Below are 14,589 nucleotides of genomic sequence, written 5' to 3'. Positions count from 1 at the left end.
TGCTGGACGCGTCGACCGTTGCGGGACGTCTCAGCGGTCGAGGAGGCGGTCAGGCCGGGACGCGCTCGCGGGCCGCGCGGGGCTTCGCGGCGGAGGTGAGCAGGGAGGCGAGGGCCACCAGCACGAGGACGATGGCCATCGCGCCGCGGAGGCCGAAGTGCTCGCCGAGGAAGCCGAGCAGCGGCGGGCCCACCAGGAAGGCGATGTAGCCGGCGGTCGCGACGGCGGCGACGGCGGAGGTCGGGTCCTCGCTCTCGCCCGCGGCGGACAGGGTGACCGGGAAGCCGAGCGCCGCGCCGAGGCCCCAGAGGACGACGGCCGCACCCGCCACGACCGCGTTGTCGGCGAAGACGACGATGCCGATCCCCAGCGCCGAGACGAGGGTGCTCGCCAGCAGCACGGTCGCCTTGCCGAACCGCGCGAGCAGCGGCGTGCCGAGGAAGCGGCCGACCGTCATCGCGGCCGCGAAGGCGGTGAAGACGACCGTGCCGACGGTGGCGGAGACGCCGTGACCGTCGACCATCAGCAGCGGCAGCCAGTCGGTCGCCGACCCCTCGGCCAGCGCCAGGGCCAGCACGATCAGGCCGAGCATCAGCACGCGCGGCTGCTGCCAGACGGGGGTGGAGCGAGTCTTCTCGCGGGGAGCGCCCTCGACGGCGCGCTCGACCCGCCCGGTCTCGACGGGGATGGACCGGATGACGGTGATCAGCAGTGCGAGCGCGACGACCGCCACTCCGACGAGCTGCCAGACGACGGGGAAGTCGATCGCCGTGAGCCCGATACCCGCCACCGCGCCGGTGACGGTGCCGAGGCTGTAGAAGCCGTGCAGCGCGGGGAGAACGGAGCGGCCGGTGAGCGTCTCGAGCGCCGCTCCCTCCACGTTCAGCGCGATCTCGGAGATGCCGATGCCGAAGCCGACGAGGGCGAGGCCCGCGGCGACGCCGAACGGGGTCGACAGCTCGGCGAAGACGCCGGTCAGCGCGATGCCGGTGACGAAGGACGCGCCGCCGATCACGACGGTGAAGCGCACCCCCTGCCGCCGGACGACCGCGGCGGAGGACAGGACTCCGCTCATCGAGCCGACCGAGAGGCCCAGCAGGACCAGGCCCATCTCGGCGGTGGACGCGGCGAGCAGGTCGCGGACCGCCGGAGTCCGGACGACCCAGGAGGCCATCCCGATGCCGAAGACGAGCATGAAGGCCGAGATGGCCAGGCGGCGCTTCGCGGCGGAGACGGGGCGGGACGGCATGACCACGACCGTATCGCCCGGGGGTGGACGGCAGGCGCCGCAGGACGATCGGGGCGCCCGTCAACCTCCTCCGCCGGCACGCGGGCCGCGGCTAGCGTCGAGGAGGGCCGGCACCGCGGAACCGCGTCGGCCCGGCCGCTCGACCACGTCCGGAGGACCCCATGCCCGACCAGTACACCTTCACGAACCCCGCCACGCAGTACCCGAACGTGACCCCGCCGGTGCAGCAGCAGCCCGAGCCGGGCCTCCAGTCGCGGATGACCCCGGTCCCGGACCTCGGTGAGGACAGCTACCGCGGCACCGGCCGCCTGACCGGCCGTCGCGCGCTGATCACCGGCGCCGACTCCGGCATCGGCGCCGCGGTCGCGATCGCCTTCGCCCGCGAGGGTGCGGACATCGCCCTCGCCTACCTCCCGGACGAGGAGGAGGACGCGCAGCACGTCGTCGAGCTGATCCGCGCGGCCGGCCGCACCGCCGTGACGATCCCCGGCGACCTGACCGATGCGCAGTACTGCCGCGACCTCGTCGCGAAGGCCGTCGAGGGGCTCGGCGGCCTCGACACCGTCGTCAACGTCGCCGGGAAGCAGGTCTGGCAGGACGACGTCCTCGAGCTGAGCGACGAGCAGTTCGAGACGACGTTCGCGATCAACGTGTTCGCGCCGTTCCGCATCATCAAGGCGGCCCTCCCGCACCTGCCCGCGGGCTCGACGATCATCAACACCGCCTCGGCCGAGGCGCACAAGCCGGCGCCGGACCGGCTCGACTACGCGATGACCAAGGGTGCGATCAACAACCTCTCGAAGGGGCTGGCGCAGCAGCTCGCGGCGAAGGGCATCCGGGTGAACGTCGTCGCGCCGGGGCCGACCTGGTCGGTGCTGCAGGTGACCGCGGGCGTCAACCCGGAGAGCCTTCCGGACTTCGGCTCGAGCGAGGCGCCGATGGGCCGCGCGGCGCAGCCGGCCGAGCAGGCGCCGGCCTACGTCTTCCTCGCCTCGGCGGAGTCGAGCTACGTGGTCGGCGAGACGCTGAACGTCAACGGCGGGATGGTCTCGCCGTAGGTTCCGGCGGGCCGGAGCCGATTCTGCGAGCCCGGGCCGATTCTGCGTGCCGGAGGTGGCACCGGCGGACCTCCGGCTCGTCAATTCGCCTACGGCACGCGGAATCCGGCAGTTCCCGCGAGCCGAGGGCCGTTTCGCGAGCCGGAGCTGGCACCGGCAGACCTCCGGCTCGTCGTTCCGCGTCCGGCACGCGGAATCTCGCGGTTTCTGCGAGCCGGAAGCGGCCCTCGGGGCGGATCAGCGGGGTCAGCCCTCCGGCAGCTCGGCGAACGTGCGCTTGGCGCCGTTGTACCAGCCCATCGATTGCACGGGGTGGCGCCAGCGGTTCTTCATGTCGTTGCGCGCCTCCTCGTGGACGACGTCGCCGGCCTTGACCGCGTCGCGCAGGTGCCGGTCCTGCAGGTTGATGACGACGTCGGCCGAGTCGCCGCGGTGCTCGAGATCGCAGGGTCCGCCGAGCTGGCGGCAGGTCATGGTCTTCATCGGGTGCTCCTTCTGTCGGGGGCCCGAGTGGGCCTCTCTCCTGTTCGACGGCCGGGAGGCCGCCGATGTGACACGACACGCCGGAGCGAGGTCAGCCCGCGTCGACCGCGGCGCCCTCGCGCCGGCGGATCGACGCCAGCACGGCCGGGTCCGCCCGGAAGACGACGGCGGCGATCCGCCCGTCCGCGACCGTGAAGTCGAACGCGACCCGCGGGGCTCCGCGGTGGAACCAGGCGGCTCCCGGCCGCCCGTCGACGACCGCGGCGAGCGCCGCGTGCGCGCTGCCGTCGAAGAAGGCGGCCACCGCCTCGCGCCCGTCGATCTTCTCGGGGGTCCCCGCGGCGAGCGCATCCGCGTCGGCCCGGATGCTCGCCCCCGGTGCGAGCAGCAGCAGCAGGCGCGCCAGGTCGCCGCCCCGCGCCGCCGCCATGAACGCGTCGACCACCTGCCAGTCGGCGACCGGTCCGTCCGCGAGTCCTCCCGCGGTCTTGGCGCGCGCCCGCGAGGCGAGCTTGCGGGCCGAGACCGCGCTGCGCCCGAGGATCTCGCCGATGGTCGCGAAGTCGACACCGAAGCTGTCGGCGAGCACGAAGGCGACGCGCTCGTTGGGCGTCAGGCTCTCGACGACGACGTGCAGGGCCTGGCCGACGGCCTCGGCGCGCTCGAGCCCCGCGCCTTCGGTGCCCGTGCCGGTCTCGACGAGCTCGGCGGCCTCGGGGATCCGCGCGCGCAGCCTGTCGAGGCAGAGCCGGGTGGTGACCGTCGTCAGCCAGGCCGACAGGTTGTCGATCGGGGCCGTCGTGCCGTGCAGGCGCAGCCACGCCGACTGCACCGCGTCCTCGGCCTCGTGGTGGTCGTCGAGCAGCCGCGAGGCGAGCCGGGTGAGCCGGCCGCGCTCCGCCTCGAAGGCGACGGCCTGCTCGTCGACGGAGTGGGACACGCGTCCTCCTGACCGGACCTGCGGCGGCCGCAGCTCGCGCCCCGGTCGCCGGTCCGGAGGAGGCCGCGCGGTCCGAACGAGAGAACCCCGGCCGTCACACGTCAGTGCGCTGCGCCGGGGGCTAGAACTCCAACGGTAGTCGGCATCTGTCGACCCTCGCAAGAATCGAGCAGCCGTGCATCGACTCGTCGCCCTCATCCCTCCACCTCGACTGGCGCCGTACACCGCCGCATGCGCTGCGACGGCGGTGCCGGCGATCGAGGTGTACCGATGGGCTTCGCGCGCGGCGCTCGCAGTGTTCGATGATCTCGCGACTGTCGAGGTGGCGATGAGGTCGGCCATGGCCGCGCAGCTCACCCGGGCCCACGGCGTCGACTGGTACAGCAGAACGGACCTTCTGGATGACGAGACACTGACGCTCATCGCTCAGGCGTGGAGGACCGGAAGGCTGGCGCGCCTAGCTGCGGCTCCGGACGTCGTCCAGGGAAAGCTCGTCGCAACACTGATGTTCGGCTTCTGGGTGAAGATCCTCGGTCGGGGCGGCTATCACGGCGAGGAGCCGATGAGGGAGCGCCGCATATACGACACGCTGCTCTGGAAGCCTGCTCTTCGGCACGCGTTCCCTCACGCGGGAGCCCTCGATCGAGCGACGGTCGAGAAGACCGCTCGACCAGTGCAGTCGCTCCGCAATCGGATCGCGCATCACGAGCACATCGTCTGGGGCGTTCCCCTCGCTGGAGAGAAGCGGCCGGATGGGAGCACGGTGAGACTCTCCCTGGGCGACGCGCATGGAGCGCTTCTCGATCTCGCCGGCTACGTGGCGACCGACCTTCGTGACTGGCTCGAGGAGAACAGTGGCGTGGGAGCAGTTCTGGCGCAGTGCCCTGTCACTGACCACTCGAGATTCCTCCTATAGCGCCTGCTCGCCCTTCGTTGCGAGCCCGCCCTGAGCCGCGTCAGCGGTCCGCGCGCGCGTCCTCCGGAGCCTCCGACCGCACCCCGGCGGCCGGTGCCGCGAGGCTCTCGCGGTGCAGGCGCTCCGCCTCCTCGCCGCCGACGGCCTCGCCGCGCGCGACCATGCCCGACTGGTCGGACAGCGGGATCTGCTTCAGCAGCAGCGCGAGCACGAAGGCGATCGCGATGAAGGGCAGCAGGTACCAGAACACCGGCGCCAGCGACTCGGCGTAGGCGCGGACGACGCCGTCGCGGACGTCGTCCGGCAGGGCGTTCAGCGCCTGCGGGTCGAGCGTGGCGGTCGCGCCGCCGACGTCGGCGACGCCTGCGTCGGTGAAGACGCCGGTCAGCTTCTCCGCGAGGGAGTTGGTGAAGATCGTGCCGAACACGGCGACGCCGAGCGAGGCGCCCACCTCGCGGAAGTAGTTGTTCGTGCTGGTCGCCGTGCCGATCATCTCGGGGGCGACCGCGTTCTGCACGACCAGGACGATGACTTGCATGATCAGGCCGAGCCCGGCGCCGAAGAAGAAGAGGTAGACGCAGATCAGCGGGATCGGCGTCTCGGCGGTCAGCGTGGTCATCGCCGCCATCGCCAGCCCGGTCAGCAGCGCGCCGACGATCGGGAAGGCCTTGTAGCGGCCGGTGCGCGAGATCGCGATGCCCGAGTAGATCGACGTGCCCATCAGGCCCGCCATCATCGGCAGCATCAGCAGGCCGGACGCGGCGGCCGAGGTGCCGGACGCCATCTGCAGGAAGGTCGGCACGAAGGCGATGGCCGAGAACATGCCGAGGCCCAGCGTGAGGCCGATCGCCGTCGCATTCACGAAGATCGGGTTGCGGAAGAGGCTGAGCGGGATGATCGGGTCCTCGGCCCGCGACTCCACCCAGATGAAGCCGGCGACCGCGGCGATCAGGCCGGCGCCGAAAGCCCAGGTCTCGAGGGCGCCCCAGCCGTGCGCGGCGTCGCCGCCGAAGTCGGTGAAGAAGATGAGGCAGGTGGTGGCGATCGAGAGCAGCAGGACGCCGGGCACGTCGATCCGCTTGGTAGCCCGCTTGCTCGGCAGGGTCAGCGCGAACCAGGCGATCGCGAAGGCCGCGATGCCGACCGGGATGTTGATGTAGAACGCCCACTGCCAGGTGAGGTGGTCGACGAAGAGGCCGCCGAGCAGCGGTCCGGCGACGGCCGAGAGGCCGAAGACGGCGCCGAGCGGGCCCATGTACTTGCCGCGCTCGTTGGCGGGCACGATGTCGGCGATGATCGCCTGCGAGAGGATCATCAGCCCGCCGCCGCCGAGGCCCTGCAGCGCGCGGAAGACGACGAACGACCAGAAGTCGCCGGCCAGCGCGCAGCCGACCGAGGCGAGGGTGAACAGCGCGATCGCGATCAGGAACAGCGTGCGACGGCCGAGGACGTCGCCGAACTTGCCGTAGATCGGCATCACGATCGTGGTCGCGAGCAGGTAGGCGGTGGTGATCCAGGCCTGGTGCTCGACGCCGCCGAGCTGGCCGACGATGGTCGGCATCGCGGTCGAGACGATGGTCTGGTCGAGGCTGGAGAGGAGCATGCCGGCGATCAGCGCGGAGAAGATGATCCAGATCCGGCGCTGCGTGAGCAGGAGCGGAGAGGCGGTGGCGGTCATGGTGTCCTCGGGGTCGGGTGGGGCGTGAGGGGTCAGGGGCAGGCGGGGCGGAGTCAGCCCAGGAGGAGGCGCGTCACGGCCGCGATGCGGTCGCGGGCGAGGCGCTCGAGCGGCACGGAGCCGTCGGAGTCGAGGTAGGCGCCGACGGCGCTGCGGATCACGGTGCCGGCGGTCTGCACGGCGAGCAGCACGGCCGGATCGGCGGCGTCGAGCCCTTCGCGCCGCGCGACGAGGTCGGCGACGAGGAGGTCGCGCTGGGTGCCGACGTCGAGCAGGGCCTGCAGGAGCTTCGGCTCGCGGTCGGCGACGGCGACGAACTCGCGCACGCTGTCGGCGTTCAGCCCGATCGCGGCGAAGTGCACCGCTCCGAGGTCGACGAGGTCCTCGAGCAGGGTGACGCCGGGGCGGCGCGCGAGGAACGGCGCGACGCTCTCGTCGTCGAGCCCCTCCTCCGGCCGGCCCACGATCGCGTACTCCTTGCTCGGGAAGTAGTTGAAGAAGGTGCGGCGCGAGACGCCGGCCTCCTCGCAGAGCTCCTCCACGGTGAAGCCGGAGAAGCCGTGGCGGATCGTCAGCTCGCGCGCGGTGCGGGCGAGCGCGCTGCGCCGCTCGGACACGCGGCGGTCGCGTCGGGTCGGGGTCGCCACGGTTTCGTGCATGGAGTGCATACTTGCACTAACCGCCACTGAGTGCAATCTCCGCGGAGTGATGGACGGCCGACCCCCGTCCGGGTGGGGAAGGGGGCCTGAGCGCCGGTCTCCTCCACGCCGGACGCTACGGTCGTCGCGGGGGCACGAACCGCCTCCGGCACGGAGAACGCGGGAGACGATGGCGCAGCAGACCGGTCAGGATCCGTCGATGGCCGAGGTGCCTGATGCGGCACGCGCGTCGGCAGCACTCGACGCCCTGGGCCTGATGGGCTCGGGCCCCGAGGAGCGCTTCGACCGCATCACCCGGATGGCGCAGGAGCTCTTCCGCGTGCCGGTGGCGGAGATCCACCTCCTCGACGAGACGACGCTCTTCACGAAGTCGCCGCAGCCCGACGGCCCGGTCTCCTACCCCCGGGCAGGCACCTTCTGCGACGCGACCCTCGCCCAGCGGAGCACGCTCGTCGTCCCGGACCTCGGCTCCGACGGCGCCTGGGCGCAGCACGTGCACGTCTCGGGTCCGCCGCACGTGCAGTTCTACGCCGGCCGCCCGCTCTCGGTGGAGGACGGGCTGCAGCTCGGCACCCTCTGCCTGCTCGACTTCGTCCCGCGCGCGCTCAGCCGCGACGAGGAGCTGCTCTTCGAGGAGTTCGGGCAGTGGGTCGAGCGCGAGCTGCGCGACACGGCGGAGTGGGACCGCGCCGCCGACGTGCAGGCGCGACTCGCTCCCGGCGCGTTCCGCCACCCGGCCGGCTACGACCTCGCCGGGGCGTCGCTGCCCAAGTGGCAGATCTGCGGCGACTTCTACAGCTGGAGCGCCACCGAGGACGTCGTCGACCTCACCCTGGTCGACGTGATGGGCAAGGGCACGGGAGCCGCGATCCTGGCGGCCGGCATCCGCTCCGCCTTCCGCGCGCGGGCGGGCGGCGCGCCCGACGCCGTCGTCGCGGCGGTCGCGGAGCAGCTGCTGCCGGACTTCACCGCCACCGAGACCTTCGCCACCCTCTTCCACGGCCGGCTCGAGACCGCGACCGGGCGGATCGAGTTCGTCGACGCCGGTCACGGGCTCACCGTGATCGTCCGCGCGGACGGCTCCTTCCACCGGCTCGCCGCCCTCGGGCTGCCGCTCGGCATCACGGAGGACGGCGGCTGGGTGACGCAGACGGTGCAGCTGGACGTGGGCGACTCCCTGGTCTCCTTCACCGACGGCGTGCTCGACCTCTTCGACGGGACGCTGCAGTCGCTGGTCCTCGCGGCGGATCTCGTCCGCAGCTCGGACGGCGCCATCGGCTTCCTCACCGCCCTGACCGCCCTCGCCGGCTCCGGCCGCGCGATCGACGACATCACCGCCCTCCTCGTGACGCGCACGCACGAGGCCCCGCCCTCCGCCGGACCGGCGGACACCGACGAGGAGCACGCATGACCTTCAGCACCGGGACGATCGCCCCCGACATCGCCGTGATCAGCGGCACCGGCCGGCTCAACACGGCCACGGCCGGCGAGCTGCGCACCGCCGTGCGGAGCTCGATCGACGAGGGCGGCATCCGCATCGTCGTCGAGCTGAGCGGGATCGACTTCATGGACTCGACGGGGCTCGGCGCGCTCGTCGCCTGCCTGAAGAGCGCCCGGCAGGCCGGCGGCGACCTGCGGATCGCGGCGCCGAGCGCGCAGGTCTCGATGGTGCTCGAGCTGTCCAACCTCGACCGCGTGCTCGCGTGCTCCGACTCCGCGGGCGACGCGTACCGTGACTGAGCGCTCGCTCGCCTTCCGGACTCCGCCCGACGAGATCGACGTCGTGCACGACCTGCTCGCCGCACTCTGGGCGGAGCGCGACGACGTCGACGCGCGCGACCGGATCGCGTTCGAGACGGCCGTCGTCGAGCTGGCCTCGAACGTCCTCCAGCACGCCACCTCCGCCACCGCGGTGCTCTGCCACCTCGTCGTCACCGTCGACGACGACGCGATCCGGGCCGAGCTGATCGACACCGCGGACCCGCCCGGCATCGACGCCGGCCCGCGCGAGATGCCGGACGCGTTCGCGGAGTCCGGCCGGGGTCTCGCGCTGATCCAGGCGCTGGTGACCGAGTTCGACTACGAGCGGACGGCGAGCCGCAACCGGTGGTCGCTGCGGAAGGACCGCGCGACGCAGAACTGACCTCGCGAGGTGAGCGGATTCGTGGTCAGCGGCGGGGTCAGCCGATGGTGTGCGCCGTGATGACCGCGGCCGCCCGCGCGAGGTCCTCGACGATCTCGTCCTCCCCCAGCCGCGGCGACGCCCGCAGCACCTCGGCGCCGACCGCGCCGTAGCGCTCGTCGACGGTCGCGAGCAGGGCGGTCCCGGAGTCGGTCAGCCGGAGCAGGACGCTGCGGCGGTCCTGGGGGTTCGAGACGCGATCGAGGTGCCCGGCCTTCGCGAGGCGGTCGAGCAGCGCGGTGACCGCGCCCGTCGTCAGCGACAGCTCGAGCCCCAGCCACTTCGGCGTCAGGCCCGGCGCCTCGGCGAGCGCCTCCAGCGCGCTCAGCTCCGAGATGCCGAGGCCGACGTCCAGCGCGACGGCGGTGCGGAGCTCGCGCTGCGCGGTCTCGAGCTGCCGCAGCGCCTGCCGCAGGGCCGTGCCGTCGGGCGAGCCTTGAGGCGAGGCGCCGGGGGGCGTGATCGGTGAGTCCATGCGGGCCTTCTCGGTGTCGTCTCGGTGGCGGCTGAGAGCCGGGCCGTGTCGTGCGGCCCGTCCCTCGAACAGGGGGCAATAGAACGATTGCAAAGTATCTTTGTGGTCAAGTAACTTTACCAGCAAGCCAGCCGGACCTCGCCAGCGAAGGCCGGACAGCAACACCCCACAGCGAACTGCACGGCAGTTCACCTTCTACCCGATCAGGAGTCCTGTCATGTCGAACCACACCGCCAAGCGCAAGCGCGTCCGATTCGCCCCCCTCGTCCTCGCCACCAGCGTCGCCGCCGCCGCGCTGCTGTCGGTCTCGATGTCCGGAACCCTGTCCGGCTTCGTCGCCAGCATCACCAACACCAACAACACCGCGGCCTCCGGCTCGCTCGTCATGGAGGAGAAGTCGACCGGCACCACGCCCGTCACCTGCCTCAGCACCGACGGCGGCTCGGTCAGCACCAACACCGCGACCTGCTCGACCATCAACAAGTTCGGCGGATCGACCACCATGGTCCCCGGCCAGACCGTCAGCACCGCGATCACCATCAAGAACACCGGCACCGTCTCGGCGAACACCTTCACGCTCACCCCGGGCGCCACCTGCGCCCAGTCGGCCAACGCGGCCGCCGGCGCGTCCGGCACGGCGACCGACTTCTGCTCCAAGCTGAACGTCGTCATCACCAGCGGCAGCACCACCGTCTACAGCGGCACCGCCGCCGCCCTCGCCGGCACCGCCGCCAAGTCGCTCTCCGCCACCCCCGTCACCGCCGGCACCAGCACCCCCTTCACCATCGCCGTCACGCTCGACTCCTCGGCCGGCAACACCTACCAGGGCCTCTCCGCCTCGCTGCCCCTGACCTGGACCTTCGCCAGCTGATCGAGCGGTCCCCGCTGATCGAGCAGCCCGCGCAGCGTGCGTCTCGAGATCCACCACCGAAGACAGCTTCCCCCGGAGCACCCGCCCCACCCCGAGAAACACCCCCCACAACACCCGAACAACCCGACACCCGCACAACCCGACACCCGCACCGGGGGCCGCCACCTGGGCGGCCCCCTCCCGCCGAGGAGGTGGACCCGTGACCACGCTGCTGACCCGCCCCGCACCCGCGCTCCCCGGTTCCACCGCCGTCCCGACCGGCACCGCCCCCACCACCCCCGGCACCACCCCCGAGCCCCGCTCCCCCCGCTCCCCCCGCACCCGCCTGCGCACCCTCGCCACCTGGATCGTCACCGCCGCCGTCGCCGCCCTGGTCGTCGCGGCCCTGCTCTTCCACCTCTCCGGTGGCCGCTGGTTCATCGTGCAGACGCCCTCGATGGGCACCGCCGCGCCCGTCGGCACCCTGGTCCTGACCGCGCCGACGCCCCTCGCGGACATCCGGGTCGGCGACGTCGTCAGCTTCCACCCCAGCACCACGCCCGACGAGACCTACACCCACCGCGTCGTCGACCTCGCGGCCGACGGCACGCTCGTCACCCGCGGCGACATCAACGGCGCGACCGACCCGTGGGCGACCGGCGCCGAGCAGCTGATCGGCAAGGTCGTCGTCGCGCTCCCCGGCGTCGGCTGGCTCGCGAAGGGCCTGCCGATGCTCCTCGCCGGCTCCGTCCTCGTCCTGCTGCTCTCCCGCCTGCTCGCCTCGCCCACCCATCGCGCCGCGATGCGCGTGCTCGGCATCTCGCTGGTCGCCTCGTTCACCGTCTTCGTGCTCCGCCCGTTCGTCGGGATCGTCGTCCTCGAGGCGACCGTCGAGGACGGGCAGACGGACGCCTCGCTCGTCTCGGTCGGCCTGCTGCCGATCCGCGTGACGGCGGTCGGCGGAACCCACGCCGACCTCGTCTCCGGCCAGGTCGGCAGCATCCAGGTCCCCGCCAACGGCGAGGACTTCTACAACGTCTCCTCGGCACTGCACCTGCCGCTCTGGGGCTGGATCCTCTTCGGCGCGGTCTGCGCCGCGCCCGTGCTCTGGACCGTGCTGGTCGGCCTCCCCGCGGGGGACGAGCCGCGCGGCGAGCACGGCCGCCGGGCCCGCACCACCCAGACCGCCCAGACCGAGACCACCGAGCCCGAGCCCGAGCCCGCGCGATGAGCCGCCACCGCCGCGCCCGCGCGCCGCGCAGCACCCGCGTCACCCTCGCGGCCCTGCTAGTCGCCGCCCTCTCGGCCGTGCTGCTCCTCGCCCCCGCCACCTCCGGCGCCTACGTCGCCTCGATCCGCAACTCGACCAACACCGTCGGCAGCGCCGCCGCCTTCTTCACCTGCGACTCCGCGGTGGCCGCGGACAAGGGCGACGCGCTCTTCTCGTACACCCTCGCCCAGACGAGCGGATCGACGACCGCCGCCGACACCGACTCCGGCGCCTACCCCGGCACCTATCGCCCGGGGATGACCAGCTCCGCGACCACCCCGAAGGCCTGCCCGCGCGACGCCGGCGGCTCCTGGCTGCTGAACGGCACGAACGGGTACCTCAGCACGCCGCTGCAGCTCGTCAACCCGACCACCTTCAGCACCGAGATCTGGTTCAAGACCACCGTCGCGGGCGGCAAGCTCTTCTCCTTCAACAGCAGCCGCGACACCGCGGGCAGCCAGTACGACCGGCACACCTACATCGGCGCCAACGGCCGCCTCGTCTTCGGCATCTACAACAGCGGCGTCGAGGCGATCACCAGCCCGAACGCCGTCAACGACGGAGCCTGGCACCACGTCGTCTCCACCCTCTCGCCGAGCACCGGCATGAGTCTCTGGCTCGACGGAGTGAAGGTCGCCGGCAACACCGCCTTCCGCAGCCCGGAGAACACCACCGGCTACTGGAAGATCGGCTACGACACCCTCGGCGGCTCCTGGACGAACGTCGGCCCCGCCTCCTTCTCCGGCAGCCTGCGCTACGCCGCCGTCTACTCGACCGCCCTCACGGCCACCCAGATCCAGAACCACTACAGCGCCGGTCGCTGAGCCGCGGCCCGCGAGACGCTCCTGCTACGATCGTTCTCGGACGCGTTGCTTCGCGACGCTCCACTTCCGAGGCCCACGCGAGAGCGTGGGCCTTCGTGTTTCATGGTGCGATGCACATCGCCTAGCTCGACGAGTTCGGTCACATCGGACCCTACGTCTCACGGACCGACGCGAGGTACCGGACGCACCCGGTCTTCGGTTTCGGCGGAGTCGTGCTGCCCGCCGATCGGGTGCGCAGCTTCGGCTCGTTCTTCCTCCAGTTGAAGAACCGCCTGCTGGCGTGGGAGCTCGAGCAGTCGGGCGTCCACGCCAGCCGCTGGGAGAAGAAGGGCAGCGCCCTCCTCACGACGACGAACATCGACCGCTACCCGGAAGTGCGCCGGGCGGTCAATCGCCTCGTCGCCCGCCTCGAGAAGGACGGCGGACGCGTGTTCTTCTACGGCCAGCTCAAGCCGGTCGGCGACCCCTCCGTCGTGCTGGAGACCGCTCGCAGTCGATACGACCACGCCCTCATCCAGACCATCATTCGGACCGGGCAGGGCTCGGATCCGGAGACATCGCTGATGATGGTGCTCGACGAGGTCGACGACAGGTCGCGCATCGAGGCGTTCGCCTCCGCGAGCGGCTTCATCTTCAGCGACGCACGCGGTCGCCACCTCATCGAGCCGCCGATGCAGGTCGAGAGCCACCTCTACCAGACCGTTCAGGCCGCGGACTGGATCTGCGCGCTTCTCGGCCGCTTGAGCGCCTACCTCCTCGACCCGGAGTGGTCGGAGTACGAGTGGGCGAACAGATACTTCGCCCGGCGGCTCGGCGCGGTGACGATGAGACGCAGCAAGGTCTGGGACTGCGACGACGATGCGCGGAGCATCACCCGGCTCTCCCTCCTCCGCGATGCCGATCGACAGGCGCTGCCAGGATGAGGGCATGCGCGCTCTCGTCCTCGACTCCGTCCGCGGCGAGCCGGAGGTCCGCGACGTCCCGACGCCGGTCGCCCCGGCCGACGGCGTGGTCGTGCAGGTGCTGGCCACGGGCCTCTGCCGGAGCGACTGGCACGCCTGGGCCGGGCACGACGACCTCGCCTTCCCGCACGTGCCGGGGCACGAGCTCGCCGGAGTGATCACCGAGGTGGGCGCCGAGGTCCGCTCCTGGGCGGTCGGTGACCGGGTGACCGTGCCCTTCGTCTGCGGCTGCGGTCGCTGCGAGTGGTGCCTGCGCGGCGACGCGCAGGTGTGCCCCGCTCAGGAGCAGCCGGGCTTCACGCACTGGGGCTCGTTCGCAGAGTCGGTCGCGCTGCACGCGGCGGACACCAACCTCGTGGCGATCCCCGACGGCGTCGACTTCGCGACGGCGGCGAGCCTCGGCTGCCGCTTCGCCACCGCCTACCGCGCACTCGTCGGCCGGGCTCGGGTGCTCCCGGGCGAGTGGGTGACCGTGGTCGGCGCCGGCGGGGTCGGCCTCAGCGCCGTGATGGTGGCGCACGCGCTCGGCGCCCGCGTGATCGCGGTCGACCGGAATCCCGCGGCCCTCGAGGTCGCGGCGAGCGTCGGCGCCGAGCACGTCCTCCTCGCCGACGGGAGCGATCTCCCGGCCGCGGTGCACGCGCTCACCGGCGGCGGCGGCCACGTCTCGGTCGACGCGGTCGGCAGCGAGCAGACCTGCGCCGACGCCCTGCTGAGCCTGCGCCGCCGCGGCCGGCACGTGCAGATCGGCCTGCTCCCGCCGGTCGAGGGCCACCCGCGCGTGCCGATGGCGCGCGTCATCGCCTGGGAGCTCGACGTGCTCGGCAGCCACGGCATGGCGGCCCGCGACTATCCCGGCATGCTGCGCCTGATCGAGCAGGGCGTGCTCGCCCCGCAGCGCCTGATCGAGCGCACCATCGGGCTCGCGGAGGCGGCGGAGCTGCTGCCGGTCTTCGACCGCGCGAGCCCGGCCGGCATGACGATGATCGACCCGTCCCGCTGAGCGGACCACCGCGTGGTAACCGCTTTCCGCTATTCTGACC

General features: G+C 72.3%; 15 protein-coding genes and 1 pseudogene. 10 read left to right on the top strand and 6 right to left on the bottom strand.

What is annotated here, in order from left to right; translation table 11 throughout:
* Positions 1–49: 49 nt before the first annotated feature.
* Positions 50–1,249, bottom strand: coding sequence for an MFS transporter (locus GSU72_RS03305; RefSeq protein WP_159983690.1), 1,200 nt, complete (start codon positions 1,247–1,249; stop codon positions 50–52).
* A gap of 161 nt (positions 1,250–1,410) precedes the next feature.
* Between GSU72_RS03305 and GSU72_RS03300 the strand changes: the two genes are divergently transcribed.
* Complete coding sequence (locus tag GSU72_RS03300; protein ID WP_159983688.1) at positions 1,411–2,307, top strand: SDR family oxidoreductase; 897 nt, start codon at positions 1,411–1,413, stop codon at positions 2,305–2,307.
* A gap of 246 nt (positions 2,308–2,553) precedes the next feature.
* Here the strand turns inward: GSU72_RS03300 and GSU72_RS03295 are convergent, their stop codons facing one another.
* A complete protein-coding gene (locus GSU72_RS03295) occupies positions 2,554–2,790 on the bottom strand; it encodes a hypothetical protein (protein ID WP_159983687.1) in 237 nt (78 codons plus the stop codon).
* A gap of 91 nt (positions 2,791–2,881) precedes the next feature.
* Entirely contained in the window at positions 2,882–3,730 is an 849-nt protein-coding gene (locus GSU72_RS03290; RefSeq protein ID WP_244255951.1) for a sigma factor, read from the bottom strand.
* A 175-nt stretch (positions 3,731–3,905) separates the two neighbouring features.
* Between GSU72_RS03290 and GSU72_RS03285 the strand changes: the two genes are divergently transcribed.
* Positions 3,906–4,646, top strand: a complete 741-nt coding sequence (locus GSU72_RS03285) for a hypothetical protein (RefSeq protein ID WP_167306078.1) — start codon at positions 3,906–3,908, stop codon at positions 4,644–4,646.
* A gap of 40 nt (positions 4,647–4,686) precedes the next feature.
* Here GSU72_RS03285 and GSU72_RS03280 read toward each other — a convergent pair whose 3' ends face one another.
* Positions 4,687–6,324 (bottom strand): MDR family MFS transporter, encoded by a 1,638-nt coding sequence (locus GSU72_RS03280; RefSeq protein WP_159983685.1) that lies wholly within the window; start codon positions 6,322–6,324, stop codon positions 4,687–4,689.
* A gap of 53 nt (positions 6,325–6,377) precedes the next feature.
* Positions 6,378–6,983, bottom strand: a complete 606-nt coding sequence (locus tag GSU72_RS21265) for a TetR/AcrR family transcriptional regulator (protein WP_244255950.1) — start codon at positions 6,981–6,983, stop codon at positions 6,378–6,380.
* A gap of 169 nt (positions 6,984–7,152) precedes the next feature.
* Here GSU72_RS21265 and GSU72_RS03270 point away from each other — a divergent pair, with 169 nt between their 5' ends.
* From GSU72_RS03270 to GSU72_RS03260, 3 genes are read left to right on the top strand one after another with little or no spacing between them, the layout of a single operon-like run.
* Positions 7,153–8,394 carry a GAF domain-containing SpoIIE family protein phosphatase gene (locus GSU72_RS03270; protein WP_159983684.1) on the top strand — a complete coding sequence of 414 codons (1,242 nt, stop codon included), beginning with the start codon at positions 7,153–7,155 and terminating at the stop codon, positions 8,392–8,394.
* Entirely contained in the window at positions 8,391–8,723 is a 333-nt protein-coding gene (locus tag GSU72_RS03265; protein WP_159983683.1) for an STAS domain-containing protein, read from the top strand. The genes GSU72_RS03270 and GSU72_RS03265 overlap by 4 nt, the downstream gene beginning before the upstream one ends.
* Positions 8,716–9,126 carry an ATP-binding protein gene (locus GSU72_RS03260; protein WP_159983682.1) on the top strand — a complete coding sequence of 137 codons (411 nt, stop codon included), beginning with the start codon at positions 8,716–8,718 and terminating at the stop codon, positions 9,124–9,126. Before GSU72_RS03265 ends, GSU72_RS03260 begins: the two co-directional genes overlap by 8 nt.
* 37 nt (positions 9,127–9,163) lie before the next feature.
* Here GSU72_RS03260 and GSU72_RS03255 read toward each other — a convergent pair whose 3' ends face one another.
* A complete protein-coding gene (locus GSU72_RS03255; RefSeq protein WP_159983681.1) occupies positions 9,164–9,640 on the bottom strand; it encodes a MarR family transcriptional regulator in 477 nt (158 codons plus the stop codon).
* A gap of 217 nt (positions 9,641–9,857) precedes the next feature.
* Between GSU72_RS03255 and GSU72_RS21180 the strand changes: the two genes are divergently transcribed.
* From GSU72_RS21180 to GSU72_RS03230, 5 genes and pseudogenes are all read left to right on the top strand, one after another.
* Positions 9,858–10,511, top strand: a complete 654-nt coding sequence (locus GSU72_RS21180; protein ID WP_167306089.1) for a hypothetical protein — start codon at positions 9,858–9,860, stop codon at positions 10,509–10,511.
* Positions 10,512–10,710: 199 nt separating this feature from the next.
* Positions 10,711–11,721 carry a S26 family signal peptidase gene (locus GSU72_RS03245; protein ID WP_159983680.1) on the top strand — a complete coding sequence of 337 codons (1,011 nt, stop codon included), beginning with the start codon at positions 10,711–10,713 and terminating at the stop codon, positions 11,719–11,721.
* The gene (locus tag GSU72_RS03240; RefSeq protein ID WP_159983678.1) at positions 11,718–12,584 is read left to right on the top strand and encodes a LamG domain-containing protein; all 867 of its coding nucleotides are present in this window, start codon (positions 11,718–11,720) and stop codon (positions 12,582–12,584) included. Before GSU72_RS03245 ends, GSU72_RS03240 begins: the two co-directional genes overlap by 4 nt.
* A 137-nt stretch (positions 12,585–12,721) precedes the next feature.
* Positions 12,722–13,507 (top strand): annotated as a pseudogene (locus GSU72_RS03235) (DUF3800 domain-containing protein); the annotation flags it as partial.
* A gap of 4 nt (positions 13,508–13,511) precedes the next feature.
* A complete protein-coding gene (locus GSU72_RS03230) occupies positions 13,512–14,549 on the top strand; it encodes a zinc-dependent alcohol dehydrogenase family protein (protein WP_159983676.1) in 1,038 nt (345 codons plus the stop codon).
* Positions 14,550–14,589 lie beyond the last annotated feature (40 nt).

It is taken from the genome of Rathayibacter sp. VKM Ac-2760 (assembly GCF_009834185.1).
Taxonomy (GTDB): domain Bacteria; phylum Actinomycetota; class Actinomycetes; order Actinomycetales; family Microbacteriaceae; genus Rathayibacter.
The sequence above is the reverse complement of the archived record's forward strand: the minus strand, read 5'-3'. Positions and strand labels throughout refer to the sequence as shown.

What these genes read in the sequence shown, in the direction of transcription:
- GSU72_RS03305 (WP_159983690.1), bottom strand. Translation starts at nt 1,249, where the DNA reads ATGCCGTCCCGCCCCGTCTCCGCCGCGAAGCGCCGCCTGGCCATCTCG.
- GSU72_RS03300 (WP_159983688.1), top strand. Translation starts at nt 1,411, where the DNA reads ATGCCCGACCAGTACACCTTCACGAACCCCGCCACGCAGTACCCGAAC.
- GSU72_RS03295 (WP_159983687.1), bottom strand. Translation starts at nt 2,790, where the DNA reads ATGAAGACCATGACCTGCCGCCAGCTCGGCGGACCCTGCGATCTCGAG.
- GSU72_RS03280 (WP_159983685.1), bottom strand. Translation starts at nt 6,324, where the DNA reads ATGACCGCCACCGCCTCTCCGCTCCTGCTCACGCAGCGCCGGATCTGG.
- GSU72_RS21265 (WP_244255950.1), bottom strand. Translation starts at nt 6,983, where the DNA reads ATGCACGAAACCGTGGCGACCCCGACCCGACGCGACCGCCGCGTGTCC.
- GSU72_RS03270 (WP_159983684.1), top strand. Translation starts at nt 7,153, where the DNA reads ATGGCGCAGCAGACCGGTCAGGATCCGTCGATGGCCGAGGTGCCTGAT.
- GSU72_RS03265 (WP_159983683.1), top strand. Translation starts at nt 8,391, where the DNA reads ATGACCTTCAGCACCGGGACGATCGCCCCCGACATCGCCGTGATCAGC.
- GSU72_RS03255 (WP_159983681.1), bottom strand. Translation starts at nt 9,640, where the DNA reads ATGGACTCACCGATCACGCCCCCCGGCGCCTCGCCTCAAGGCTCGCCC.
- GSU72_RS21180 (WP_167306089.1), top strand. Translation starts at nt 9,858, where the DNA reads ATGTCGAACCACACCGCCAAGCGCAAGCGCGTCCGATTCGCCCCCCTC.
- GSU72_RS03240 (WP_159983678.1), top strand. Translation starts at nt 11,718, where the DNA reads ATGAGCCGCCACCGCCGCGCCCGCGCGCCGCGCAGCACCCGCGTCACC.
- GSU72_RS03230 (WP_159983676.1), top strand. Translation starts at nt 13,512, where the DNA reads ATGCGCGCTCTCGTCCTCGACTCCGTCCGCGGCGAGCCGGAGGTCCGC.